The 24,185-nt window shown below is 60.6% G+C and carries 26 protein-coding genes and 3 pseudogenes; 8 read left to right on the top strand and 21 right to left on the bottom strand.

The genetic code is table 11. The features are described 5' to 3' along the window. Nucleotides 1-135 precede the first annotated feature (135 nt). From istB to ACSQ3Z_RS35375, 7 genes are all read right to left on the bottom strand, one after another. On the bottom strand, nucleotides 136-870 hold the full coding sequence (istB, locus tag ACSQ3Z_RS35345; protein WP_436173087.1) for an IS21-like element helper ATPase IstB: 735 nt from the start codon (nucleotides 868-870) through the stop codon (nucleotides 136-138). Beyond that, the gene (gene istA / locus ACSQ3Z_RS35350) at nucleotides 803-2,371 is read right to left on the bottom strand and encodes an IS21 family transposase (RefSeq protein WP_436173950.1); all 1,569 of its coding nucleotides are present in this window, start codon (nucleotides 2,369-2,371) and stop codon (nucleotides 803-805) included. Before istA ends, istB begins: the two co-directional genes overlap by 68 nt. A 76-nt stretch (nucleotides 2,372-2,447) precedes the next feature. Beyond that, nucleotides 2,448-3,110: a type IIL restriction-modification enzyme MmeI gene (locus tag ACSQ3Z_RS35355; protein WP_436175707.1), complete on the bottom strand. Its 663-nt coding sequence runs from the start codon at nucleotides 3,108-3,110 to the stop codon at nucleotides 2,448-2,450. 357 nt (nucleotides 3,111-3,467) lie between these two features. Further along, entirely contained in the window at nucleotides 3,468-4,493 is a 1,026-nt protein-coding gene (locus tag ACSQ3Z_RS35360) for a hypothetical protein (protein ID WP_436175708.1), read from the bottom strand. Next, nucleotides 4,481-5,743 carry a hypothetical protein gene (locus tag ACSQ3Z_RS35365; RefSeq protein ID WP_097574693.1) on the bottom strand — a complete coding sequence of 421 codons (1,263 nt, stop codon included), beginning with the start codon at nucleotides 5,741-5,743 and terminating at the stop codon, nucleotides 4,481-4,483. Before ACSQ3Z_RS35365 ends, ACSQ3Z_RS35360 begins: the two co-directional genes overlap by 13 nt. Before the next feature lie 3 nt (nucleotides 5,744-5,746). Beyond that, nucleotides 5,747-6,580 carry a hypothetical protein gene (locus ACSQ3Z_RS35370; RefSeq protein WP_436175709.1) on the bottom strand — a complete coding sequence of 278 codons (834 nt, stop codon included), beginning with the start codon at nucleotides 6,578-6,580 and terminating at the stop codon, nucleotides 5,747-5,749. Next, the gene (locus ACSQ3Z_RS35375) at nucleotides 6,567-8,012 is read right to left on the bottom strand and encodes a hypothetical protein (RefSeq protein ID WP_436175710.1); all 1,446 of its coding nucleotides are present in this window, start codon (nucleotides 8,010-8,012) and stop codon (nucleotides 6,567-6,569) included. The genes ACSQ3Z_RS35370 and ACSQ3Z_RS35375 overlap by 14 nt, the downstream gene beginning before the upstream one ends. A 373-nt stretch (nucleotides 8,013-8,385) precedes the next feature. On the opposite strand from ACSQ3Z_RS35375, the gene ACSQ3Z_RS35380 reads away from it, so the two are divergent. The 3 genes from ACSQ3Z_RS35380 (at nucleotide 8,386) to ACSQ3Z_RS35390 (ending at nucleotide 10,493) form a co-directional block, all read left to right on the top strand. Beyond that, the gene (locus ACSQ3Z_RS35380) at nucleotides 8,386-9,213 is read left to right on the top strand and encodes an excalibur calcium-binding domain-containing protein (RefSeq protein WP_436175711.1); all 828 of its coding nucleotides are present in this window, start codon (nucleotides 8,386-8,388) and stop codon (nucleotides 9,211-9,213) included. 51 nt (nucleotides 9,214-9,264) lie between these two features. Then, nucleotides 9,265-9,573, top strand: a complete 309-nt coding sequence (locus ACSQ3Z_RS35385; protein WP_436175712.1) for a hypothetical protein — start codon at nucleotides 9,265-9,267, stop codon at nucleotides 9,571-9,573. Nucleotides 9,574-9,707: 134 nt separating this feature from the next. After that, nucleotides 9,708-10,493, top strand: coding sequence for a DNA/RNA non-specific endonuclease (locus tag ACSQ3Z_RS35390; RefSeq protein ID WP_436175782.1), 786 nt, complete (start codon nucleotides 9,708-9,710; stop codon nucleotides 10,491-10,493). Between the two features lie 70 nt (nucleotides 10,494-10,563). On the opposite strand, the gene ACSQ3Z_RS35395 is transcribed toward ACSQ3Z_RS35390, so the two are convergent. Then, complete coding sequence (locus tag ACSQ3Z_RS35395) at nucleotides 10,564-10,704, bottom strand: hypothetical protein (protein ID WP_246738877.1); 141 nt, start codon at nucleotides 10,702-10,704, stop codon at nucleotides 10,564-10,566. On the opposite strand from ACSQ3Z_RS35395, the pseudogene ACSQ3Z_RS35400 reads away from it, so the two are divergent. Further along, nucleotides 10,664-11,251, top strand: a pseudogene (locus ACSQ3Z_RS35400) (hypothetical protein); the annotation flags it as partial. The gene ACSQ3Z_RS35395 and the pseudogene ACSQ3Z_RS35400 sit on opposite strands and share 41 nt — an antisense overlap. On the opposite strand, the gene ACSQ3Z_RS35405 reads toward ACSQ3Z_RS35400, so the two are convergent. The 9 genes from ACSQ3Z_RS35405 to ACSQ3Z_RS35445 all read right to left on the bottom strand — a co-directional run bounded on the left by ACSQ3Z_RS35405 (nucleotide 11,248) and on the right by ACSQ3Z_RS35445 (nucleotide 17,689). Continuing rightward, on the bottom strand, nucleotides 11,248-12,003 hold the full coding sequence (locus tag ACSQ3Z_RS35405; protein ID WP_436175713.1) for a helix-turn-helix domain-containing protein: 756 nt from the start codon (nucleotides 12,001-12,003) through the stop codon (nucleotides 11,248-11,250). The pseudogene ACSQ3Z_RS35400 and the gene ACSQ3Z_RS35405 overlap by 4 nt on opposite strands. Before the next feature lie 69 nt (nucleotides 12,004-12,072). Next, entirely contained in the window at nucleotides 12,073-12,603 is a 531-nt protein-coding gene (locus ACSQ3Z_RS35410) for a Shedu immune nuclease family protein (protein ID WP_436175714.1), read from the bottom strand. Further along, nucleotides 12,551-12,997, bottom strand: coding sequence for a hypothetical protein (locus tag ACSQ3Z_RS35415; protein ID WP_436175715.1), 447 nt, complete (start codon nucleotides 12,995-12,997; stop codon nucleotides 12,551-12,553). Before ACSQ3Z_RS35415 ends, ACSQ3Z_RS35410 begins: the two co-directional genes overlap by 53 nt. A gap of 109 nt (nucleotides 12,998-13,106) precedes the next feature. Then, nucleotides 13,107-13,778, bottom strand: coding sequence for a hypothetical protein (locus ACSQ3Z_RS35420; protein ID WP_436175716.1), 672 nt, complete (start codon nucleotides 13,776-13,778; stop codon nucleotides 13,107-13,109). Between the two features lie 23 nt (nucleotides 13,779-13,801). Beyond that, the gene (locus ACSQ3Z_RS35425) at nucleotides 13,802-14,371 is read right to left on the bottom strand and encodes a hypothetical protein (protein WP_436175783.1); all 570 of its coding nucleotides are present in this window, start codon (nucleotides 14,369-14,371) and stop codon (nucleotides 13,802-13,804) included. A gap of 489 nt (nucleotides 14,372-14,860) precedes the next feature. Then, nucleotides 14,861-15,835: a hypothetical protein gene (locus ACSQ3Z_RS35430; RefSeq protein WP_436175717.1), complete on the bottom strand. Its 975-nt coding sequence runs from the start codon at nucleotides 15,833-15,835 to the stop codon at nucleotides 14,861-14,863. Nucleotides 15,836-16,079: 244 nt separating this feature from the next. Beyond that, entirely contained in the window at nucleotides 16,080-16,583 is a 504-nt protein-coding gene (locus ACSQ3Z_RS35435; RefSeq protein WP_436175718.1) for a hypothetical protein, read from the bottom strand. Continuing rightward, on the bottom strand, nucleotides 16,541-17,221 hold the full coding sequence (locus ACSQ3Z_RS35440; RefSeq protein ID WP_436175719.1) for a hypothetical protein: 681 nt from the start codon (nucleotides 17,219-17,221) through the stop codon (nucleotides 16,541-16,543). The genes ACSQ3Z_RS35435 and ACSQ3Z_RS35440 overlap by 43 nt, the downstream gene beginning before the upstream one ends. Before the next feature lie 57 nt (nucleotides 17,222-17,278). Further along, nucleotides 17,279-17,689, bottom strand: a complete 411-nt coding sequence (locus ACSQ3Z_RS35445; RefSeq protein ID WP_436175720.1) for a ParB/RepB/Spo0J family partition protein — start codon at nucleotides 17,687-17,689, stop codon at nucleotides 17,279-17,281. A gap of 147 nt (nucleotides 17,690-17,836) precedes the next feature. Between ACSQ3Z_RS35445 and ACSQ3Z_RS35450 the strand changes: the two are divergent. After that, nucleotides 17,837-17,950 (top strand): annotated as a pseudogene (locus tag ACSQ3Z_RS35450) (DUF2958 domain-containing protein); the annotation flags it as partial. A 542-nt stretch (nucleotides 17,951-18,492) separates the two neighbouring features. Here ACSQ3Z_RS35450 and ACSQ3Z_RS35455 read toward each other — a convergent pair. The 4 genes from ACSQ3Z_RS35455 to ACSQ3Z_RS35470 all read right to left on the bottom strand — a co-directional run bounded on the left by ACSQ3Z_RS35455 (nucleotide 18,493) and on the right by ACSQ3Z_RS35470 (nucleotide 22,680). After that, on the bottom strand, nucleotides 18,493-19,458 hold the full coding sequence (locus ACSQ3Z_RS35455; protein ID WP_436175721.1) for an omptin family outer membrane protease: 966 nt from the start codon (nucleotides 19,456-19,458) through the stop codon (nucleotides 18,493-18,495). Between the two features lie 341 nt (nucleotides 19,459-19,799). After that, nucleotides 19,800-20,255 (bottom strand): GNAT family N-acetyltransferase, encoded by a 456-nt coding sequence (locus ACSQ3Z_RS35460; RefSeq protein ID WP_107652995.1) that lies wholly within the window; start codon nucleotides 20,253-20,255, stop codon nucleotides 19,800-19,802. A 386-nt stretch (nucleotides 20,256-20,641) separates the two neighbouring features. Beyond that, on the bottom strand, nucleotides 20,642-21,733 hold the full coding sequence (locus ACSQ3Z_RS35465; protein ID WP_436175722.1) for a threonine aldolase family protein: 1,092 nt from the start codon (nucleotides 21,731-21,733) through the stop codon (nucleotides 20,642-20,644). 71 nt (nucleotides 21,734-21,804) lie between these two features. Further along, nucleotides 21,805-22,680, bottom strand: a complete 876-nt coding sequence (locus ACSQ3Z_RS35470; RefSeq protein ID WP_436175723.1) for an AraC family ligand binding domain-containing protein — start codon at nucleotides 22,678-22,680, stop codon at nucleotides 21,805-21,807. Nucleotides 22,681-22,846: 166 nt separating this feature from the next. Here ACSQ3Z_RS35470 and ACSQ3Z_RS35475 point away from each other — a divergent pair. From ACSQ3Z_RS35475 to ACSQ3Z_RS35485, 3 genes and pseudogenes are all read left to right on the top strand, one after another. After that, nucleotides 22,847-23,008 (top strand): annotated as a pseudogene (locus ACSQ3Z_RS35475) (transposase); the annotation flags it as partial. A 10-nt stretch (nucleotides 23,009-23,018) separates the two neighbouring features. Continuing rightward, entirely contained in the window at nucleotides 23,019-23,336 is a 318-nt protein-coding gene (locus ACSQ3Z_RS35480) for a hypothetical protein (RefSeq protein WP_436175792.1), read from the top strand. Between the two features lie 158 nt (nucleotides 23,337-23,494). Beyond that, nucleotides 23,495-24,154: an OmpW/AlkL family protein gene (locus ACSQ3Z_RS35485; protein ID WP_436175784.1), complete on the top strand. Its 660-nt coding sequence runs from the start codon at nucleotides 23,495-23,497 to the stop codon at nucleotides 24,152-24,154. Nucleotides 24,155-24,185 lie beyond the last annotated feature (31 nt).

The raw sequence follows: 24,185 nt of genomic DNA on the forward strand, positions 1-24,185 counted from the left end.
AATCGGGACCCTGGTTTTTCATGTAAAAGGGACCCTGGTTTGGGGTGGTGAAGGGCACGCCGGTTAGCGCCCGATCAGGCGAAGCTGGTCGGAGTTGCACAGCCTGATCGGGTGCGGCTGATTGGCTTTTCGACTTCAGCTTTGAGATCGGCTTTTGAAGCGCCAGGATTCGTTGCCAGTCTCGGCGATCTCGCAGTGATGAGTGAGGCGGTCGAGCAGCGCGGTTGTCATCTTGGCGTCGCCGAAGACGCTTGGCCATTCCCCGAAGGCGAGATTGGTGGTGATGATGACACTGGTGCGTTCGTAAAGCTTTGAGACCAGATGGAAGAGCAACTGCCCGCCGGCCTGGGCGAACGGAAGATAGCCGAGTTCATCGAAGACGACGAAGTCGAGCCGGGTAAGATGATCGGCAATGCGGCCCTGCCGGCCGGCACGGGTCTCGGTCTCGAGCCTGTTGACGAGGTCGACAACGTTGAAGAAGCGCCCGCGTGCGCCGTTGCGGATGAGAGAACGGGCAATGGCGATCGCCAGATGCGACTTGCCGGTGCCTGTCCCGCCGACCAGGACGACATTGCGCTGATCGGCGACGAAGGCGCCGGCGGCGAGGTCGCGGATCAGGCTCTCGTTGACCGGCGTGCCGGCAAAATCGAAGTCCTCGATATCCTTGGCCAGCGGAAGCTTGGCGACGGTGAGCTGGTACTTGATGGAGCGGGCCTGCTTCTCCGATATCTCGGCCTGCAACAGATCGCCGACGATCTTCGGCGGTTCGTGCTGCCGCTTAATGGCGACGCCCATGATCTCGTCATAGGCCGAGCGCATCCCGAAGAGTTTCAACGCCCCCATCAGTTCCAGTACTTCGGTGCGTTCCATGGCTGTTCGTCCTCCTGAGGCTGTCATAACGGGCGCAGTCGGCGATCGGCTCGTGAGCCAGCTTCAGCGCCTGTGGAATGGAAAGGATCGTGCCCGGCGCCGGATCGCGGCTGCGGGCCAGGATGTTGAGGATCACCGCCGCCGACGAGACGCCGTGCTCAATGGCTTCCTGGCAGGCGGCCTCGACCGCGCTCAATCCGTCGGTCAGCACGCAGGTGAGGATCGACACCATCTGCCGGTCGCCGTCATCAACCGCCTTGAGCTTGCGGCGCACCTTCTCCATTGCCGACGGCAGGACCCAGCCAAGGAACGGCGCGCCGTTGCGCAATCCGCCCGGCTTACGGGCCAGCACCGGCACGTAGTGCCAGGGATCGTAGATGACCTCGTTGCGGCCGAAGCAGCGGGCATGCTCGCCCACGACCACGCCGTCCTGGCGGATAATGATCCGGTCGGCATAAGCATGGATCTCGACCGGCCGGCCGACGGCACTCGACAGCACCGAGTATTTGTTGTTGTCGAAGCGCACCGTGCAGGTCTTCGACACCGACGCGGGAATGCAATGGAAGCCGTCGAAGCGACCGGCATAGGGAATGAAGCTGGCGCGCTCTTCTTCGAATACGTCCCAGACCGTGCGCTCGCCCTGTTCGGGATGCCGATGCGCCTTGGCATAGGCAACGCATTTGTCGGCCAGCCAGCCGTTGAGATCCTCCAGCGTCTTGAAGCGCAGCCTCGGTGTGAAGAAGCGCTCGCGCACCAGCCCGACCTGGTTCTCGACTTGCCCCTTCTCCCAGCCGGCCGCCGGCGTGCAGGCCTCCGGCTCGACAAGGTAATGCCCGCACATCTGCGCAAAGCGGCGGTTGTAGCGGCGATCCCTGCCGATGAAGATCGCGTCCACCGCCGTCTTCATGTTGTCGTAGATGCCGCGCGTGCAGGCGCCGCGGAAGAAGCTGAACGCCCGGTCATGGGCGTCGAACACCATCTCCTGCGTTTCGCGCGGATAGGCCCGCACGAAGAACATACGGCTGTGGCAAAGCCGCATGTGCGCCACCTTCACCGTTACCGTCACGCCGTCGAGTAGAACGATCTCGTGGCTCCAGTCGAACTGGTAGGCCTCGCCCGGCGCAAAGCTCAACGGAATGTAGGCTTCGGCCGCGGCGCTGCCGCGATCCGCCTCCCAGCTCTGAGCATGTCGCCACACCGAACTGTAGCTGCCGTCATAGCCGAGGCCGCGAAGCTCCTCAAAGATGCGGATCAGTGTCAGCCGCTCCCGCTGAGACTTGGCCGCATTCGCCGACAGCAGCCGATCCAGCTCGTCACGCCAGGCGCCCATCCGGGGATAAGGCTGATGCTTGCGCTCGTAGCGGAACTCTGTCTCCTCGGAACGCAAAACCTTGCGCACCACCTTCCGGGAGATCTTCAGCTCCCGGCAGATCGCTTTGATCGACTTCCCCTGCACCAGCGACAGCCGGCGTATCTTTGCAATCGTCTCCACAACCAACATCCAAAACACAAATGCCTCCGACCAAACCGGAGGCATCTTGATGACCCCACGTTAAGGGGTCCCGTTTGGACGAAAATCACCCCTTAAACAGGGTCCTCATTCCACGAAAAATCACACTCTGGGCGAAAAAGCAGAAGACCAGCTGATTTACGAAATGAGCAATCTCATCTGGTGTGCCTCGCCCCTGAACGCGGAGTGCGATCGTGGAAAACTTGTCTGCTGCCTCCTTGGTGACCGCCGCGCGTGTTCGGGTCGGCCTCAGCTTTTCCGGGCTGAAGAAGACGTTGTGCAACATCTCACGCGCTGAAGGTTCCGCGAGATCATCTAGGGTGATCACGTATGTGGACGGAACGGTGTTCGTCCAAGCGGTATGGATGCGAAGGCGTTCGATGTCGCAAACGATGTGTAGCGGCGGGCTCAAAAGCGCCGGCGCGTATCGCATCAACTGGAGGAGGGCCTCGTCGAGGTTTCCCTTCTTACGCTTGTACTCCCATGCGAAGTGACCCTTCTTCCAGACGTCAGCAAAACCTTTACCCCCTCCGAGCTTGTTCGCACCTTTCTCGAACGCGAAGAACGCGCCGGTCGGGTCCTCATCGCTCGGAGACGGATGGCCGACCAGCGAGCAGATATCGAGGAAGTGTTCTTGAGCTGCCTGCCGCTCGCCAAGTTCCGACTTCCTCCACTTCTTGATGAAAGCAGCAGGCGTTATGGGCGTGAGCCCTGCGGCACCCAGACTCATTACACATCCCCTCCGACACAGTCATCGGACCCAGCAGAAGAGGTTGCCAATAAAACTCTGATTATTGGTTAATATTAGTCACCGATGCATCAATAATTGCCTCGCCCTGACCTATTATTGTGTAGCATCAGAAATAGGGGACACCATGCATTGTGGCAGCGGTGATCGCACGACTGGAATGCATTTCCTGGTTTCCTGAAGCGCTTTCCATTCGACTTCCGGCGCGGAAAAAACGCGTCAGCGAGCGCCCGACTAATTAAAGCGCGACGCGCTGGCACTGGACCGCGGCAGTTTGCGGGCTTCTACTCGTGTTCCGGTGGATGGCAACCCACGCTTTGGCTCAACATGGTTTGCCTATTAATTGCCTTCGTGATGCCCCTCGGCGGCCAGCTTCTGCTTGCTCTTGCGTACTCGGATCTCGATACGACGCCTTTCTGGAGCGTCGCCTGACTGAGCTCCATCCGTGAGGCGATCATCCGGCAGGATCAGTTGGCCGCCTGACAGGGGTAGGATGTTCAAATGATCAAACGCCGGTATCTTTTTCAGAACGGACGCGACGGATATCGCTCGCGCGAGGCCTAGCCCGGCATTATCACCCGGCTCCATTTCGCTGACGCTCTCATCCCCAGAGAGTACGCGCCCCAGAACGAAGTCCATGTTCGACTGCCTCGACAGTCGCTGCTCGTCAGTGTGGCCAATGACCTCGACGACATCGACATCGTATTTTGCGACGATATCGGCAATCTGCTCGGCAATAGCGCCCTCAAGCTTGGCCTTAAAGGCCGGTTTGAGTTCGGCACTGCTGACTTCGAAGGAATAGCCCTTGGCTTCGCTCAGATTGATGATCGGTGGCAGATCCTTAGGCTGCCGTGTCGTTTCAGCGAGTTCCTTTTCGGCTTCAGCCAGCTTCCGTTCGGCTTCGGTCGCACGCTGATCTGCTGAGACTAGCTTGCGTACGTCGTCGGCTGAGAGATTGTTGTCTCGGACCGCGACTGTGGCTTCCGCCAGCTGAACTGCTTCGTCGGCCGACAGTCCCTTTTGCTCGATCCGCTCGATCGCTTTTTTGGCGAGGACGAGCTTTCGCCATTCCTCATCAGGCACTTTGTGCCCAGTGAACCGCTCCATGAGCTCGGCAACCTGGGCCAGCAGGTTCTTGTTCTCCTGCTTGAGTTGCTGAACCACTGCTTCGCTGCGGGATACCCTTTCAAGGGCAGTTTCCAATTCGGCCTTCTTCTTTGCGACAATGGCGCCTGCAACTAACAGCAGGCAGAAGACGAGCAGGAGCATCGTTTCGGCCATGGTGAGCCCGAGGATCAAGCCGCGGGCATAGCCTTTCTTTTCGTAGCCGACCGAAGCTCCGCCGGGTTCGTTCAGCGCCACCATCTCGGCCTCGGCTGGACTTTCTCCACGATCGGCTGGGAGGCCTGCTGCCCGGCATCAGCGCCGTTGGCTGTTGCCGTTGCGCCTGGCTTCTCACCCTGCGCAGTTGCCGCCGAAATGGGGATGAAGATGGGAGGTTCAACAGACGGTTCATTGGCGTGCACAGGTGCAACCGGAGGAATTTCGTGCGGGACGGACACACGATCGCGATCGAGGATGCGGGATAGCAGGTTCGTCGTACTGGCGTTTTGCTCAGCCTGCTTCTCAAGCCTCTCCAGGAGGAGCTTCTGATGCGCCGCCATCCTCAAGACGGTATCCGAAAGCTTGTCGGTCCTTTCCCCCTGCTCTTTGGAAAGCGCCTCAGCCCGCTCGGTGAACCTTCCGACAGACGCTGCAAGCACCTTGAGAACTGTGACGACATCCGTCTTGAGGACCTCGTCCGGAATAACCACGTTGGCGAGCTTCCCGGCAACTATGTCGGCCTGCGCCTCGAACTTCGAGATCGTGCCAGCCATGGAGGCATTCGCCGTGTCGAGCGACGCTGCGACTGTGTCGACCTTTTCAGCGACACCTGAAAACCTGCTTTCGATACGGCCGAACGTGTCATCGAGGCTTTTGGCTATCTTCTCCGAAGTCTCCTGGACGGGCTTTATCGCTTTGGCGGCCATACCCTCGAAGGCCTGTCGGACCTGATCGCCGTTCTTCTCCGCCTGTCGGGCTATTTCGTCGAAGCCTTCTTCCAACATCTGATTGCAAACCCGGCGGAAGTCGGCGAACTCACGCGCTACGCTTTCCATCTCGGTGCGCACGCGACGTGTCATGTCCGCGAGCTCGTGACGGGCAGCCCGTTCCACGTCGGCGGGGTCGCGTCGGACCTGATTGTGGAAGATGCGCAGCGCGATGCCTGTGATGGTCGACGTCACGGCAATGCCGAAATTCCTGACGATTTCGTCGGTCGATGCGTCTGTGCCGAACTGGTAAAGCGAGGTGCCCAGGCTGGAGAGCGTGAACAGGAAGCCCATGTAATAGAGGTTGTCACCTGTCTGCTCGTCGTGAACGCGCAACTTCCCGACGTACCAGGAAAACGCGAAGTAGCCGATCATGATGCCGATCGGCACCGTTGACGAGATAACGGGACTTATGCCGGCGGTCTTTGTGACGGCGATGAAAACGCACCCGCCTACCGTCAGCGCGATATAGAAAGCCTGCGGGAAGATCCACGTATCGAGGAAGGATTGTCTACGCGCGGCCATGGGTTACATCCCTTCCAGCTTTGTAAAGTCGCTGAGATTGCCCCCGTTCTCCGAAAACCACTGCGTCCAAAAATTGGCGTGGTCGACGGACGGGAACTTCCTTTCCGGCCTGTTGAAATAGAGAATGGTTACGTCGGCGCCGAGAAGATCGGTCCTGAAGCGCGAATTCGCTGGGCTTTTCTTGAAGGCGTTGTAGTCGGCGCCCGCTTTGTATTGGGAATAGGCGGGCGTGTTCTCCATCATGTCCGACACGAGGACCAACCGTTTTGGAACATTGTCGAACATGCCGTTGTCGAACAGGCTGAGCTTCAGTTTCTGGATGCCAGCCAAGATCGGCGACTGATCAGCCTGGCTATCCGCCGGCAAGTGCTCCGGCAGTTCCTTGAGGGGCTTGTCGAAGGCCTCTTCCCAGATTCTCTGATGCTTTCCGGGATTGCTGGTCCAGACGTCAACCGTTGAGCCGTCTCCCGGATTGCATCGCGCGTACAGCTCTTTCAGGTCGCCAGGTACCGCTGTCAAGGTGCCAACCCAGAGGTAGCCGCCTTGCTTGATTGAGCCGGCAATCTGCCTGAATTTGTTGGCAAGATCCTCCATGGTCGCCTGCGGGACGGGATCAGAGGTGTCAAAAAGAACAGCGGTGACGCTGTTCGGTCCCGCCTTTGTCGGGCAGCCCGTCTTTGCGTCTGTTTCCACCACGTCCCGGGCCTTTACGTTGAGCCAGACGTAGCCGGAAAACATTGCGAGCGAGGCAAGTCCAAGCAGGATTGCTCCGACAATCGCTCCAACGCCTTTCCCGCGCGAGCTCCCTGCCCTGCGACGGCTTCTAGGCCTGGCCATCGAGCGTCTCCGGATACAGCTTGTCGAGGTCGCGATACTTTTCGATCCCGGACTCGCATTCCTTGCCCACCTGCAGCATCTGCTCGTTCAGCGCCTGCTGGGCCGCGGCAATTGATGAAGCAAGATCGCTATCCTTGATCTCACCATCGTTTTGGACAATGGGCTTGGTCTTTTGGAGTTTAAAGGGCTGGGAGAAGTGTTTTGGAGCGGGAGTTTTGCGCGCCCGAATGTTTGCTTCGCGGTATTTTGAAAGCAGCTGGTTGCAACTCCTCTCGAGCTGCTCTTGATGTTCATTGAACAGAGCCAAAAGCCGCGCACGGCTGGATAGGATTGCAGCGTGTTCTCTCCTACGGCTGCTTAGCCCCTTCAAGATGTCTTCGACCTTGGTATTGTGGTCGTCGCGCAATTCGATGAGGCGGTCTATGAGGTCGGCTTTGGTATCGGTGTAATCCTGCCGCCTCTCCCGGCGCCTTTTTTCCACGCCGGCATAACCTGGATATGGATCGAGAACGAACCAGCCGTCGATGAAGGCGATGATAGAAAAGAGCAGACCGACCAGGAAGAGCATCCACGATCTCACCTCCTCAAGCCCGAGCGGGTTATGGAGCATTCTCTGGACCGCAATGTTGCCAGCTCCGTCGGCGAGCGTTCCGCTGACCTCACGATAGTGCGCAAGCAGCAAGTTGATCCCGAGTGCAATAGCGGCATAGAGCAGGATGAAAACGGTTCCGACAAGCTTCCCTCCCCAAGACCGATGGGTCACCCAGCGCACGCAGAAGATGGCGAAAATCAACGCGGACACGATATTCACGAAGGAAAAGGCGAATGCTTCCGTGGCACCACCGAGGAAGCCTTGGTCGTTGCCCTTGGCCAGAAAGGATCCGTTGAGATACGTCTCGACCAGCAGGAGGAAAATAAGGAGCGCTACTCTGAAGAGATGGGCTGTCCCTTGCTGCAGTCGGGCAACACGTTCCAGACGGTGGTTCTTGCGGAAGCTGGAAAGCTCTCGGGTGGCCTCGTGAAGGTCGGTTCGCTTAGCGTGAAGGGTATCCAAACCGACCGCTATTTCTCCCTTGAAGTCGGACAGGCTTGAAGTATTGGCCTGTTGAAGGAGGCCGAACTGCTCCTCAAGGCCCAGATTTGCAACGCGGCCGGAGAAGAGGTGAAGCTGATCCTCCAGGATCTGGTGGGCCGCCTTTTTCTCGTCCTGCACCTTTTCGACGATGGAGTGTTCGACCTCGTCGAGGGCCTTGGACGAGGACGATGGCTGGTCTTTTTCGCCATGCGCCGTTCCCTGATTGTCGAGATCCATGTCCCGGGCAATCTTGTCGACGTTGAGACTCGGGAAAATGTCTGCCCCCACCCTATAGTCGTGGTTCGCTTCCATTATCCGATTGCGCAGCTTCTCGAGCGCTTCAAACCTCGCAGCCAACGTCTTTACCCCTACGATCGAACCCCGGAAAACACATGCGTGTGGCACGCCGCGCGCTTCAGCGCGCAGCAATCCCGCAATCGGCGTCTGTCATATCCGGCTTCCCCCACCCAGCAGAATGCAAAAAACCCATTCTGAATGTGCTCGATAGTACATCGACGCGCTGCGTGCAAACTAAAGGAGCGGCCCGCCCCCCCGAGCGAATTCCTTACAACCAGCGCTACCTATTGCTCCAGTTCGCAAGAGTTATTGACACACTTTGTTGAGGCGATCGATCAGCTCCCGGCCATACAGAAAGATTCTCAACCCTTGTCACCCGCCAAACCTAGACCAGCGCCAAATTTGATAGCATTCTAGGGATGGGGAGAATGGCTTGGACAAATCTCGATACAAAAATCGCTCGGGTTGGGGGCGCAAGGGCAATGGCGTGGGTCGATCACCCGCCTGGCGTCGCGCAAGCCTGCCGTTGGGCCTGGTCTTTGTGACAGTGGCTGCCGCTGCCGCCTTAGCCACGCAATCAGCCATGCAGCACACCGACCGAATATCAGACGTTGGGGTTTCGAACTTTTTCGGGTCGAAGCCGGAGCCAATCGCTGGCGTCGCGTCCGTCATCGATGGCGACACCATCGAAATCCATGGTCAGCGTATCCGTTTCAACGGCATCGACGCGCCGGAGAGCAAGCAGTACTGCAGCGACGCCAAGGGATTCGACTATCCCTGCGGACGCCGTTCAGCCGAAGCACTGGACGTCTTTCTAGCGGCCTCCAGGCCGGTGCACTGCACCTTCGTGACTTGGGACCGATATCACCGGTTTGTCGGTGATTGCCAGCGCGCGGATGGCGTCAGCGTCGCCTCCTGGATGGTCGAGCACGGCCAGGCTCTGGATTGGCCCCGCTTCAGCCACGGGGCCTATTCAGCGCAGCAGGCGAAGGCGGAGGCCGCGAAACTCGGTCTTTGGGTCGGAGCGTTTCAGGCGCCCTGGGAATGGCGGGCTGTGCACGCCGGTGATGCGAGGCCGTCGAGCCAGCCACTCGGCATCAGCAGCCGCCCACAGGTAGCGCAAAGCTTTTCATGCCAACCGCGGCGGACATGCTCGCAAATCAGCTCTTGCGACGAAGCCCAATGGTATCTCAACAACTGTCCATGGGGCGGCAAGCTGGATCGCGATGGCGACGGAATTGCTTGCGAGACACTCTGTTGATGGCGCTGGGCAAGATGCGGCTACAGTGCAAACGCCGTAAAGGCGGCGGGGATGAGAGAGATGGTGTTCTTTGCAACAATCGGACTTCTTGTCATCGCCGTGAGCATCCCCATTGCCGCCATGTACGCCTGCGGACAGTTTGTCGGACAGAAACCGCCACACGCGCTGTTTAAGATGGCCGTGATGTTGGCGGTGGGGTTAGGCCTGTTCTCAGCCGTGGTAGGCGCAATGCTCTACGCGCGCGCCGGCGGCATGTCCGTTTCCGAGTGGGTGATGCTGGCGTGGGTTGCCGGATCTGCCGTTACCGGCCAGGTTGCTGGAATTGCTGAGCCGCAAGCCTCTTTCGTCGCCCGCAATTGACTGACAGTTTCAATCCGCTGACTCTTGCTTGCCGTGGGTCGTGATCGGTGAGGCCTCATGCCGTTGACCCATCGCCACAGCACGCCAGTGCATCGCGAGCGCAATAAAGCCCGCGAGGGTTAGCGCGCCAAAGCATTTCGCAGGAGCGGGACCAGGAGATGTATAAGGAGAATGGCCAGATCGTCGTGCTCAAGTACCATCACTTCAGCCTGGCGATGAACGCTTCCCGGCGCATGCAGATGTGGTCGGCGGTGAATGTCGATTACGATGCATCGAAAAGGACCTCCAGCGGCCGCGCCTTCTTCGGTCAAGATCGTTGGGTGTTTGACCCGCGAATTCCCCAGAAATACCAGTTGGGCGATCCCGACATCTACGCGCCCGCCAAACAGATCGACCGGGGTCATATCGTGCGTAGGGAAGACAATGCCTGGGGTGATACGCCGACGGAAATCGAGTTTGCCAATTCCGACACGTTTCACTTCTCAAATTGCACGCCGCAGCACGCGGCCTTCAACCGCTCCCAACCGGGAAAGCAATGGCCGGGAGTTCAAGGCTTGTGGGGCGGTTTCGAAAACCACATTCAACGCGACTTGCAATCAGGTGACACGCGCGCCTGCATCATAGCGGGTCCGATCTTGAACCCGAACGATCCATCCGAAGATTTCGGGACCGGCCCGGTGCAGTATCCTCTTGTCTTTTGGAAAGTGGTTGCGGTCTCGACGCGCGATACCAATGGGCGCCGATCGCTACGCACCTACGGCTTCAGGCTTTCCCAAAAGGATGTCGTCGACCGGTTCGGAGTGGAATTCGCGCCCGGCGAGTATGTACGCTATCAAGTCGCCCTGTCAGCCATAAGCGATGAGGCCGGCGTTATTTTTGACGATGTTCTCTTGCGCGCCGATACCCACGCCGACGCGTAACGTGACACTCGGCGTGGCAGCGACGGCCAACCGTCGCATGCTGTAGACGCTTCGGCCAGAAGGCCGCCGCTCACGCGGCGGCTGCTTCGGAGGCGCTGAAGCGCAACAGATAGTCTACGGCGCGTTGCGCGTGCGCGGCGGCGGCGAAGATCGCTCGTTTATCGTCCTTCAGCGCGGCCGACTTCGACGCCCTCGCTTTCGAGCTCGACATCGGCAAATGGGAGATGAATCGCACGCACTGGGCGATCAAGGACGTCAACCTGCCGAAAGAACTGCACGCTGCGCGGGGCATTGCCTTGCTCTCGTGGACGCGGCAGGCCAGCCGCGCCGTCGACATCACCCAGCACCATTTCGATGTTGGTCTCTCGTTTCCCGGCGAAGCCCGCGGGCTGGTCGAGCAGGTGGCCCGCGAGCTCGAGGCGAGTCTCGGCCCCAACGCCTATTTCTACGACAACAACTACGTCTCCCAGCTTGCCCGGCCATCGCTCGACACCCTGCTGCAGGACATCTATCGCAACCGCTCCAAGCTCATCGTAGTCTTCATCGGCGCCGACTATCAGCGCAAGGGGTGCGGCGTCGAGTTCCGCGCGATCCGCGAAATCATCATGGCTCGGGACGAGCAGCGCGTCATGTACGTGCGCGTCGACGACGGCGCCGTCGATGGCGTGTTCCGCACCGACGGCTACGTCGACGCGCGACGCTTCAATCCCGCCGAGATCGCCCAGTTCATCACCGAGCGCCTCGCCCTCATCCCCTAATCGTCGGTGAGCCAGCCCGGCGTCACGGCGACCGTCCGGCGGTCGACCAGGACGCGACGACGCCTCGGCGCGCCGGGATCGGTGAGGCGCGGCGTCACCGAGACAATGGCGACCTTCCAGTCAGGCATGCCCGGCTGGGGCGCGGCCATGACACCGGACAGGACCGTCAGCCCGCGGCGCTCCAGCTCGCACACCGCGGCAAGAATGTCATTGTAGAGCTGGCGCCGCCCTCGCCCCGACGACAATGGCTCCTCGACGATGTCGGAGAGGATGAACGAGGCGAGATCGAGCCATTCGCCGAGATTAGCGATGTGGTCGTCATGGGTGTCGGGCACGCCGGGACGGTGGATGAGATAGGCGTCGCACTTCGCGGCATCGCGGATGGCCTTGTGCGTCTTCATCGGCGACACCGCCACCGGTTCGAGATGGCCAAACGCCTCGACGAGGTGTTGTTCGGCCGCCTTGTCCGGACCGATCGGCAGGCTCGGCGTGGTGAACGCGCCCGGCGCGTGGCCTAGCGCTTGGGCGATGCGGTCGAGCGCCTCGTCGCTCACCTTCTTCGCGCGTTCGACGCGCTCGACCGTCGACAGCGAGACACGCGCGAAGTCGGCGAGCGTGGTGGCTTTCCACTGCTTGAGATGGCGACCCCAGCGCACCACCATGGCGACGAGCTCGATCGCCGGCGGCGTGGGCACATCGACCGGCTTGTTGGGCAGTTCCTTAATCTTGTCGAGAAGTTCCTGGGCATTCATGGACGAGGTCTCCTTTCGTGCCCGCGAACATGCCTCAACTCCGCCGAGCAAAAGAGGTCGAAACGCCCTTCAGCACGCATCAGCTCCCGACGCATCCCCGCCGCCCGCGCACCTGTCGGTTGAATCCCGCCGGTCTGTGCCACGCTTGTCCGCGCGTTGCCCCAATCCGGCCGAGCCCGCGCGCTCCGTCAGCGAGACGATGATTCTGTCGAGGCGGCGGAGCAGATCGTCGTAGGTGACGATGTCCATCATATTCACATATTTCCGCTTGATCACCTCCAGGTCGAACGATTGGTTCTCGGTGAGCCCGCCCGTGCCGTCCGTTCGGCGATCGCGGCCGAGCAGAAGCAGCGCCTTGGGATTGGTCACCCGGATCTGGAGGCCGGCGGGAAGTGCTGACCCGTATCGCTTCGACAGTTCGCGCTCCCCCTCAATGCCCCATTTGGAGAGGTGGAACAGGTATTTCTCGGCCTGCATGATGGTGCCTGACAGCTCCTTGGTCGGAACGCTGTTGCCACGATAAATTCCTCTGCTCAGCAGAATGTCGTCAAAAGGCTTCTTGATCTCGATGACGTCGATGTTGCCGTTGGCGTCGACCACGCACAGGTCGACGTATCTCGAGCAGCTCGCCGAAGGCGTCGACGGCGATGCTGTCGACCCGGTCGCCGCCAACGACGTTTTCGCTGCCGGGCTTCAGCTTTGCAATGCGCCGAAAGATGCTGATATTGCGCTCGGCGACAAAGACCTTCCGGTCCGGCGCGATCCCCTCCGCGACGATCAGCACATCGTTGTCGATCCCCAGGATCCGCCCGGGAATGCGGTGATATCCGTCTTTTGTGGTCGCGAACCGAAACCGATAGAGCGGTCGATCGTCCTCGTCCGCCTCGTTGTCGTGCGCGGCACCGTGCGCCGTCTCCGCCACGAGGTCGGAACTGCGGAAGAAGAAGACCCGGCTCAGCGTCACCTTGCCCGCCGCCTTGAGCTCCCGCGTCACCCAGGCATATTGCCACCGAAGTGCGGTTCGTATTCGAGCGTGACGCCCTTGCTGCCGACCTCAAACGAAATCATCACACGTGCTCCTGCACTGGCTGCCACCATCCTCTTCACCCGGCGCCACGACTAATGGCGACAAACCGGTCTCGCACTATATCGGTCCGCCCTGCCGGGCCGCGGACATTTCCCTCAAGGAAATATTCGAAGTCGCCGTTCTGAAGCAGGACTGTGAACTGTTCGGCGATGAACCGGTGGACTTCGGCCTCTGCAGCAAGAATCTCGTCCACGATCTCCGGCCGCCCGTCGACGATGAGGAGGATATCTTCCATGTCACGGCTCATGAACAGATCACCTGCGCCGCGCCCGAGATAAGCTTCCAGCTTTGTCGCGACAAATAGCTCCGGGGAAAGATTTTTAATCCTGAGCGTATCGGTCAATTCATGGGTTACTGCCGTTTCGATCCCAGCTGCGTACCAGTGGTTAGTGAAGCCGAGTATGCCGGCATCGTCCGGCATAAAGTCGACCTTGAGGTCCCGCAGCCGCATCCGGCAGATGACGTTGTCCTCGGGGGACTCAGCGAAACCTCGCTGCCTCAATTCTTCCCGCAACTGCGCCCACTCTCCATAACCGGCAAGATCGACGATGAGGTCGACGTCGTCAGTCGCCCTCACATCCTCAAGGGTCACTTCGTCTGTTATAAAAAGAGCGGTTGTGCACCCGCCGACAAAGACCAGCCGTTCCCGGAAGTCTTCCCCCAAAGCTTCCGCCACCGTCTGCAGCATCAGGAGCAATTGGCCTCGGACCGTCATTTTTTCAGGAACCTCCCCGAAAGCCGCTGTCCAGCCAGGCCCGCTTCGCGCTGATTGCCGAGCCGGATGGCATCAACGAGAGCAAGATATTCGTAGAGCCGTTCATCTTTCTGGACTGCTTCAGGCACACTCTTGAACAAAGGTTCAACCGACTGCCCCATGTCCCGCCCTTGGGCATGGGGCCATATGTGTATGTACTCGCCTCCGCTGACCAATAGCCCCTTCAGCATCGGCGCGGCGAACGCCGTCGGAATACCGCGCGTCATCGCGCCTGCCTCCGCGGGAAACACGAACTTCAGGCCGTGGACGATAAATTCATAGAGATTGCGGCGGTGAGGATTGGCCCGTCCCGTATCCCGGTCTTTAATGGCCAACCCCGATGAGAGACTGCGCTTTAAGGAGGCGTTGATCTCCGTCTTGCTGATACCTGTTAGGGATTCCAGCCCGCGAACAGAGAAGGGGTCCTCGCCCGCAAGGCCCCTACGCTGTTCCCCATGGCCCGCGAACTCTCCTTGCTCCTGCAAGCTCACGAGCTTCAGAAGCACCACGATATCCTGACTTTTCATTCCAATCATTGCAGCTTGTCCTCTGTCCTAGGACCAAGGACATTCCATCATTCGATGTCTCTCCTGTCAATGAGAACGCCAGGAGGGCGCCGCGGAAAGTCCAAAATACGTCGTTTTGAGCCGCCGGTACGTGGTTCGCCGGCAGCATGATGATTGGCTCAGGGCGCTCACCCTAGCGAAAGAGCATTCAAACGTCGTCGTCCGACTGGCGAGCGCCGCCGGCAGCATTGAAGCGGTCAATATCGTGTGCAGAAGAGCGTCCGAAAAGGGCTGTCGGTTGCTTCATCGTGGGAACGAAAAAGCGAGAGAAGCAGAACTTTCGTGTGCGATTTTTGCACACAATGGCCCGTAAATATGTGATTTTCCTTAAGTATCTGCCCAATCCAGTCATGCGCCAGCTGATCCCATGACGACGCCATGGCACCAGCCAGCCCAAGGGAGAACCAGGCGTCTGATCTGGGGAAGGCTGTTTTAAGGACTTTTGCGAGATCAGCGAATAACCGGCTCGCCATGGAAGCGCCGGCGCGAGGGCGGCGACACGCCGAAGCCGACTTCCATCATCAGCCGTGGCGTGCGCGAAGGCACGGTGCCCATATGGAAGCCGAACGGATCCTCGACAAAGCCGAGACCGGCTTCGCCGGTCAGCGTGACGGGGCTGTCATCGCCATAGACCTTGAGAACCTCCTGCGCCGGATGGCCGACAAGCAGCGTCAGCTGATGCTTGAGGATGCGCCGCTTGTGGCTGCCCCGCACATAAACATGCGGGCCGGTGCCTTCGTCGACGGGCGTCAGATAGAAGAAGAATTTCAGCATCCTCCAGTCATCGAGATCGAAATGATACTTGCCGAGCGAGGCACGGTTCTTGTCGGCGTCGGAAGCCTCGCTGGTCGGGAAGCTCCACCACACGCGTGTGGTGATCAATTTCGCCTGAGCGCCCAGATAATGCGCGGCGATGTCGAGCAGCAGCGGGTCGTTCTGGATGGCGACCGCTGCCTTGCAGCCGAGGATGTGTTCGAAAAAGTGGCCGCTGAGCAAGGAGCGGCCGAAACGCTTCTCGGCCTCGGCATGGTCCTCAGCCATGAATTCGAGACGGCGATCGAAATTGCCGAAACAAGGCGTGTAGCGGGCGAAGGCGGCGATCTCCTCATGGATGGAAGTCGGCAGGACGAGCCCGCAAAACAGCCCGTCCGACCGCAGCGCCTCGACAACGTCCTGGCGATTGACGCCGGCAAAGATGGTGTCGTGGGCTTTTTGCGACACGCGAACCGGCTTTGCCCCACGCCAGTGCATCCGGCGAGCCGGCATGGTGCGGGCGAGCACGAACATCGGCAGCCAGGCCGGGTTCTCGCGAATGTCCGACAGATAGGTCGGAATGCGCACGGCGATGCGGCGCAGCACGCCGCCGTTTCGCGCGATGGCCTCGAGACTGGCGGCGCCGGATTTGTCAGGGCTCGAAAGGGTCATGAAGGGTCCTCAGCTATGAATGCAATATGATATCGACGAAGCATCTCTTTTCACTGCCTCGCCGCTGGTCCAAGCCCGATTCCCGCAACGGAAGGAGGTGTAGGCGGGCGTCGGTTTTTGTGCAACGCACAATAGCCTAGCGCGTGACAAATGCTGTTCGGATCGCCGTGCGCATCAGCCAATATTCCAGCGGCAGGCAAACGAGGCGGCGGCACTTGACAAGAGCCGCCGCCCGGCTTGGCAGCTATTGGCGGACGAACAGCGGCTGGACGCTCGCCCATTGATCGGCGGTGCGGAAGCCGCCGCGTTTCGTGTAGCTTTCGACCGGGAATTTCATCCAGTTGGGCAGCCAGTTGTCGATTTTCTCGCGGCCGTTCTCGCCCGCGAGGCAATCGCGGATGATCTTCTTTTGCGTCTTGACCTTCTCGGCGACATTGCCGTCGGCGACAGGCTTGCCGGCGAGGTCGGCCAACTTTGCATTGGCGATCTCCTTGTCGCGCAGCAGATCGAAGAAGGCGTCGTCCGGTTGCCACCACGCGCCGATGTCGATCCCCAGATGGTTGCCGAGCGCCTCGACGACGGCGCTGCCGGCTTCGAGCGTCTCGGCCATGACAAGGCTGAGAACGCGCATGACGTCGTCGTCGCAAAGTGCCAGCAAACGGGCGAAGACGGCGGCAAGCGCAAAGGCGTCGCCATTGCCGCCGGCTATCGCACCCTCCTCGTCGGCCTGCCCAAGCAGCGCCAGCACCGCGCGCCGTTTTTCGGCGAACGCGGCTTCGGCCTGCAGGCTGCGAGGCTTGCCGCCACCGCTTCATTGGCGGTGCGCTGCGGCTCGCGGCGAACCTGCCACAGGCCCGAGCCTGTGATGGCATGCGCCACCATCAGGCGCAGCGCGACACAAGGATGGTCGAGCATGGCGGTGCGCACGGCACCGTGGCGGTGCAGATCGAGATAGTTCTGCATCGGCCCGGTGAGTTCCGGCCGCGACGGCTTGGCGGCGGATTCTTCGTGCTCGCCGCCCTCGCCTTGCGCGCGGGCGCGGCGGGCCTCCTTGCGCGACAGCCAGCCCTCGTGGCATTCGACCGCGCCGCGATGCGAGACCGATATGAAGACCTTGCCGCCCTTCTTCCTCGGCGTCTTTTCGCAGTCCCATGACTGGAAATGCTGCCCCGGTTCGAGCACGGCCACCTCGGGCCAGCCGGCTTCCAGATAGGCGTCGCGTTTGGCGGCAATGGCCTCGTTCTGCTTTTGCCAGAACAGGTCGGCATCGGCGAAATAGCTGTCCTCACCGAACAGGTCGCAGACGATCAGGCCCGGATAATCCTCGATGGCAAACAGCGCCATCTTGGTGGAAATCGACTGGCCGCCGAACAGCCATTGCTTCAACTGGTGGCCGCGCGGCGCGTATTGCTCGGGGTCGGCATCAAGCGCCAGCCAATCCTTCTACTGCGCCTTGGAGGCCATGGTCAGATGGCGCGCCGTCTCGGCGTCGATGTCGGCGCGCCGATAGGCCTCGCGGATCTTGGGCAGGAGATCGCCGAGCGCCAGAATGCGTTTGACCAGAAGCTCGGTGATGCCGAAAGTGGCGGCGATGTCATCAACGCTGCGGCCCTCCATGATCAGCCGCGAAAACGTCTCCCACTGCGACACCTCGTCGGGATCGAGACGGGCGAAGTTTTCGATCAGCGAGGCTTCGAGCGCGTGAGCGTCGTCGCCGTCTTCCATGATGGCGCAGGGCAAGGCATTGCCCTCGCCTCGCTCGTCGGCGAGCGACTTGGCGGCGAAATAGCGGCGCCGGCCGGCGACGATCTCGAAGCTTTCCGGCGTGCCGTTGGGCCGCACCAGAAGCGGCACCAGGACGCCGCGCGCGCGAACCGATGCAGGATGTCCGACACGTCGGGCGCGCGTTTGGAATGGCGCATGTTGAGCGCGGAAATGTTGAGCTTATCAAGCGGAATGTGGGCAAGTTGCACCACATCACCGAAGCCGAGCGGCTGCTGCGACAGGCTTCTCACTGAACTCGACGCCGACGGCGACACCCTTTTCGGCCTTTGCGACCTCGGCTTCGGCTTCCCCGAACTCGGCAGCGTCCGCCTTGCCGAGCTTGCAAGCGTCTGTTCCGCTGTGTCGGGCGGAAGCTTGGAATGGGCGTTGCCAAGGGCCTCTGCCGCCGGGCGCCCGCCCCTGCCCGCGCCAGCCTCTCGGCTGCCGGAACGCTGGTGTTTTGCACGCATCGTCTGGTCCTCCGCTCTTCAATCCCGCGCCTTTCCCCGGAAGCGGGGTGGGCGGCGAGACGCGACCGGAAAGGCCCGCCGTCGGAGGCGGACCGCATCCGAAGGACCGGAACGAAGAGGAGGACCCGAAGCGAAGCGAAGGGTTGCGGGATGCCGCGGCGGGCCTAGAAGGGAGTGCCGCCCACCGCGCGCCGCCGGGAACGGCCAACGAACAAACCGCGCCGGCCGACAGGGCGGCGACCGTCAGCAGCCGAAGGCTGCCCGCGCCAGGGGGCGAAGCCGGATGGCCGAGACCGCCTGAGCCTGGCGAAGAAAAAGCGGGCTCGGTTCACGAGCATCCGGCACGCGCCGTCAGGCGCGCGGGCGCGTCAGATTTCTGCGCCGTGCGGACATCGGTTTGGCGTTCCGGTCGCACTCGTTCAATCAGAACGAGGTCTTGATGCCGACCATCACCGTCGCCGCGGCAAAATCGCCGCCGATCCAGTCGTCTTCGGCGCCAGTCTCTGCGCCGGTCGCAATGTCATAGGTGTTGTAGTCGCCGCGTGCGGTGAACACCTTTTCGTAGGAACCGGAGACGAAGAAGCTGGTCCGCTCGTTGTACTGGTAGCCGACGCTGCCGCCGACCATCAGAACCGGCGCCGATTCGAAATCATCCTCGAAGCGCAGGTCACGCATCCAGTGATGATCGGTAGCGCCGGCCGAGAAGGTCGTGCCGCCCTTCAGCGCAAAGCCGAAGTTCCAGCGATCCTGGACATAGGTCGCATCGATGCCGGCGAAGGCGACCGGCAATTTCTGCTGGTAGCTGATGGCCTTTGCGTCTGGGAAGTCGCCAACCGAATCCCGGAAGCCGGCAACGCTGTAGACATAGGAGCCGCCATAGGCAGTCCACTTGACCGAGGTGTACTTGAAACCACCGTTGACGTTGATCAGCAGCTGGTCGCTGAACTGGAAATCGTGGCCGAGCGCGACGGTTGCCGAATAGAAGTAATCAAGATCGGTGTCGGAATGGCGCGAACGGTTGCTCCAGTCGTTCCAGCCATCATTGGTCGAGAATGACGGGTTCCAGTCATAGTCTTCCATGTAGCTGTCGCCGCTGAAGGCGATCTGGCCGGAAAGCTTGGCGGTCCAGCCGGCCTCGCTGCGCGCCGTCATCTCGGCTGAAATGACCGGAGAGGTGCTTTCCCAGATAAGGTGGCTCAGCTTCGAGCCGCTGCCGGGAGCCTGATAGACCAGCTCGTTGGCCTCGATGTCGATGACGCCGACGCCGCCAACGAAAGAGAAATTGGGATTGTAGGGCGCCGGTTCGCTCGCCACCGCGTTGCTGGCCATCGCCGGCCAGGCAGCGAGCAACGCTGCCGCTCCACCAAAGACTTTCGCGTACAATTTCATAGGACTACCCTCATAGGAATGATCCGCCATTCGGCTATACGCAGCGTAACCGGGTGCAAGTCAGGTGCGGTCGTCTATGCAGCGCCCCTGTAGGTTGGCAAAATTGCCGCCCTCGGCTCTGTTCCTCAACCCTCAAGGAAACGTCGTTGGCGTGACCCGATTGACGGCGGTTTTTGCCGATGCGTCCGGGCAGCCGGCGTGACGGGAACCCTGCATTATCCGAGGCACACATTTGCGATGACGATGCTGGTACGATTGCAGCGTCAGGCAGCGACCACGCCGGACCTCAACCCGCTGAGATCGTGCAGGTTGCTTTGAGCAGCCCATAGCAAACTCTGAGTCTAGATAATCCGACAGAGCCGGGGGCCGAGTTCCTCGAAGCCGTTGCGCAGATAGAAATCGAGCGTGCGCTTCCATTTTGGTTGCCTGGGCGCTGCAAGCTCAAGTCGCTTCCAACCACGCGCACGGCCTTCCCGCGAGGCGACCTCAAGCAGATGAGGGGCAATCCCTTTGGAGCGCTTTTCGGGTCGAACATACAGCTCCGAAATATAACCGAACTTACCTCCTGCATAGATCGCCGTGCATTCATTCAGCACCATGATGCCGACCGGCTCGTCATCTGCACTTGCGATCACTGCTACCACGCCAGCGTCGGCAAGCATTATCTCCGCGCTTTGTCTCACGTCGTCGGGCGCGGGCGCTTTCCCGCCAGTGAGTTCATCGAGTAGCGCGTGAATAAAACGGACGACCGTCCCTGCGTCCGTTGCGTTGGCGCGGCGAGTAGATATGGAAGGCATATTTTCTCCTGCTAGTGGTCAAAATCCCGATTCATGCCGCTATCCGCGCAGATCCGACTCACACTTTTTAAGTAACCCGGACGAGTAAATAGCATTTTTCATCAAAAATATGATAAAAGAATGCAAAATATATATTACAAGCATGCAGTGTTCCGGATGACTTGAGGTCAATTGCAGCAGATAGAGGAGCTTCTTACAGAAAATCAACCTGGTCACATCGCAACTGCACGGTGAAGCCCCTTGCCGAGGTAAGATGAATTTGCAGGTCTGAGCCTGGGGCAAACGATACAGCCTGAGATACCCGTGCGGCCAGAACGCTCGGACAATGCAGTCGAGTAAAGAGGACATCCGTGACGGGCGGCGAGAGCGCTCGACGGTCGCCACATTCATTCGGCGCCAGCCGGAACACGAGCCGAGCCGACCGGTGCGCAGAGGCTGGTTGCCGCGCCGATCAAGTCGGACACGTCGGCCTCGGTCGTCGCGAAAGAGGTGACGAACCTCACGATCCCGGTCTGCCAGCGATCATGGTAGAAGCGGAATCCCATATCGAGCAGCCCCCGGATCAGGGGCGTGGGAAGTCGGCAGAACAGGATGTTGGCGTCGGGACGCTGCTGGATCTTCACGCCCGGCACCAGGGCCAACCCCCGCGCGAGCGCCGATGCCATCGCATTGGCATGGGCCGCGTTGCGAAGCCAGACACCGTCCCTCAGATAACCGTCCATTTGCGCCGCCATGAAGCGCATCTTGGAACTCAACTGGCCGGCCCGCTTGCGGCGAAAGGCTATCGTGCTCGCGAGATCTCCGCGGAACGAGACGACCGCATCGACCCCAAACGTTCCGTTCTTCGTGGCGCCAAATGACACAATGTCGACGCCGGCCTTCCACGTCATCTCGGCCGGCGAGCAGCGCAGAGTGACGAGGGCGTTGGCGAAGCGAGCACCGTCCATGTGGAGCGGAAGGTTCGCTGACCGGCAGATATGGCTGATCGCCTTGATCTCGTCGAGCGTGTAGACCGATCCCATCTCGGACGCCTGCGTGATGCTGACGCTGGAGGGCTGGACCGAGTGGATATCGCCCACCATGCGCGTTGCATTGGCCGCCAAGGCGTCGATGTCGATTTTGCCAGCCTCGCCTGGAAGCTGCACCAACTTCGCACCGGCTGTGTAGAATTCCGGCGCGGCGCACTCGTCGCGGTTGATGTGCGCGTCGGCGTGCGAGAGGATGCTGCCCCATGGCGGCGTAATCGCCGCGAGCGCCAGCGCGTTCGCCGCCGACCCCGTCGAAACGAGGAACACGTCGACCGCATGCTCGAACACCTCGGCGAGTTGGCGCTCGACGGTATGCGTCAGCTCATCGTTGCCGTAGGGAAGCGCCTGACCCGACGCGCACGCGGTGATGGCTGCGATCACCTCGGGGGAGACGCCGGCGATGTTGTCGCTGGTGAAGCCGCGGGGGCGGGTCTGCTTGCTGTGGCTCATGGTCCTGACGCTCGTTTCATCCATTGAGCGTCCAAGCTAGACGGTTCGCCGCGCGCTTTATTGAACGATATTCAAACCGAGAGGTAACGCGCCGGCGTCACCCCCAACACGGCCTTGAAGTGTCGGGTCAGGTGGCTCTGGTCCGCGAACCCGACAGCGACGGCGACCTCGGCGACGTGATGACCTCGCCTCAGCAGCCGTCGCGCCTCGTCGATGCGGACCTGGATCAGGTAGCGCGTGGGGGGCAACCCGAAATGCGCCTTGAAGCCATCGATCAACGTCGCCTTGGAGCATCCGGCGAGGGCGGCCAGGGCGGCGAGCTGCAGAACTTCGTCAAAGTGGGCATGGATGAAGTCACATACGTCGCGGAACCTCGGTGGCACGAATTTTCGCTCAGCAACGCGTGACCCGCCGGCCTCTGCGAAGACGTGGGGCAGGAAACGGATCAGATACTCCTCGATCTCCAGTGCCGAGCTATGCCCATGTTCAAGCAGGCGCCAAAACGCGCTGAGGCCGTGTGCAACTGGGGCATTCTCCTGGAACGGGCTTTTGAAGTCGATCGTTCCGGGTTCGTTTTGGCCGCTGTCCTCAAGGACTTGCCGGACAAGGCCTTCGGGCATGTAAAAGATCTTCTGGCTCCAGCCAAGATCGTCACCGGCACCCCCGAAATGCGGTTCGCCGGGCGCGAAGGTCGCGACGGTGCCGCTACCGGCGTGCCAAATCTCACCTCGGCACCAGACATCATGGACACCTCGCTCGATCAGCCCGATCAGATACTCGTTGTGGATATGCTTGGAGAAATCCTGCCGGTGATAGTCCGCCGCCAGGTAATCGAGCCCACCAAGGACATCGGAGTGCTTCATCACCGCACGATTGCGCGGCGGCCGGCCCGGAGGTTCAGAACGGCCACGCGCCTTTTCGCCGTATTCGATGGCGGTATCGGCCACTCAGTGATCAATCCAGGTCGGTCATCACAACGATATCGTGCTCTCGTAGCGAATTTCAAACCGAAGCAGGATTAATTGCCGCCCGAAGAGGGGCCTGCTGCAGTGCGGCCAGCGGACTGGCGGGATTAATCGTGTTTCAAGCTTGGGATGTGGACCCGAGCGACGCGTGGCCGGATGGCCGATATCGAGAAGGAGACCAAGCGCTATCCCCTCCGATCTGACGGATGAGGAATGGTCGCGGATACAACCGTTCCTGCCGGGCGCGGCCAAGACCGGGCGGCGCGTGGTGACGGACCTGCGAGAGGTCTTGAACGCGATCCGCTACATGGCCCGATCGGATGGCGGCTGGCGCATGCTGTCAACGGATTTCCCGCCCCTATCGGTCGCGGTCGAGACGACCTTACGGACACGCCCACGGACTGCGCCAGCTGGCTGGAACGTTCCCCGGCCTGACGGCGAAGCAGCAGGCGACGATCAAGGCGCTGAACGCAGAATACGCCAAACTCGAAGCCGAGTACGAGCATGCCAACGAACTGGCGGCCGATGTTGACGAACTGCTACCCGGCGGCGGCTACGGCCGCAGTTATTGTCGGATCTTCGACGAAGTCGGACATGAGACACAGCGCTATCAGAATGATCGCGTTGTTCTGCAATGATTTTCTCATTTGGCACGACATATGCGGGGGCTATCCCGCATGAGCGCTCCGTCAATCTCGATTGATGCGAGCAGGATTCAATCAAGGCGCAGTGCGTCGCTTCTGAAGATCAAGGAGAGAAAAGTATGGCGAGAGCGCGAATTGGCGTGGCGCGGGCAATGACAGCGGCTGTCGTCCTCATCGTTGCGGGACAGGCCAGCGCGGCAGATGTTCATCAAGCCGCGAGCGTCCCGCAGGCTGAAGCCCGGGTCGCGGAAGCGCCAAGCCCCTGGCAGATCCGCCTGAGGGCGTTGGGGGTGATTACCGAGGATTCGGGCTACGTCAATGCGGTACCCGGCTCTGGTCTTTCCTATTCGAACACCGTGACGCCGGAACTCGATATTTCGTACTTCTTCACGGACAACATCGCCGCCGAACTCATACTCGGCACCACCTATGCCAACATCGATGGCCAAGGTGCGATCGGCGGGCTTGGCAAGGTCGGCAAGGTTTGGCTGCTGCCGCCAACGGTGACATTGCAGTATCATTTTACCGATTTCGACGCCTTTAAACCCTATCTCGGCGCCGGCGTGAACTATACGATCTTCTATCATCAGCAAGCCGGCAGCGCCGATGATCTCAAGGTCAAGAACACATTCGGCGCCGCGCTGCAGGTCGGATTCGACTACATGGTGGACGAGCACTGGGGCGTCAACTTCGACGTGAAGAAGCTTTTCCTCAAGCCCGACTTCGACGTCACTGTCGCCGGCGCCAAGCTCACAGGCAAGGCCAAGCTCGATCCCTGGTTGATAGGCGCAGGTCTCACCTACCGCTTCTGAGGACGAAGCACACTGGGGGGCACTTTTCGAA

Origin of the sequence: Mesorhizobium sp. LjNodule214 (assembly GCF_964252735.1) — a bacterium.
Lineage (GTDB): Bacteria > Pseudomonadota > Alphaproteobacteria > Rhizobiales > Rhizobiaceae > Mesorhizobium.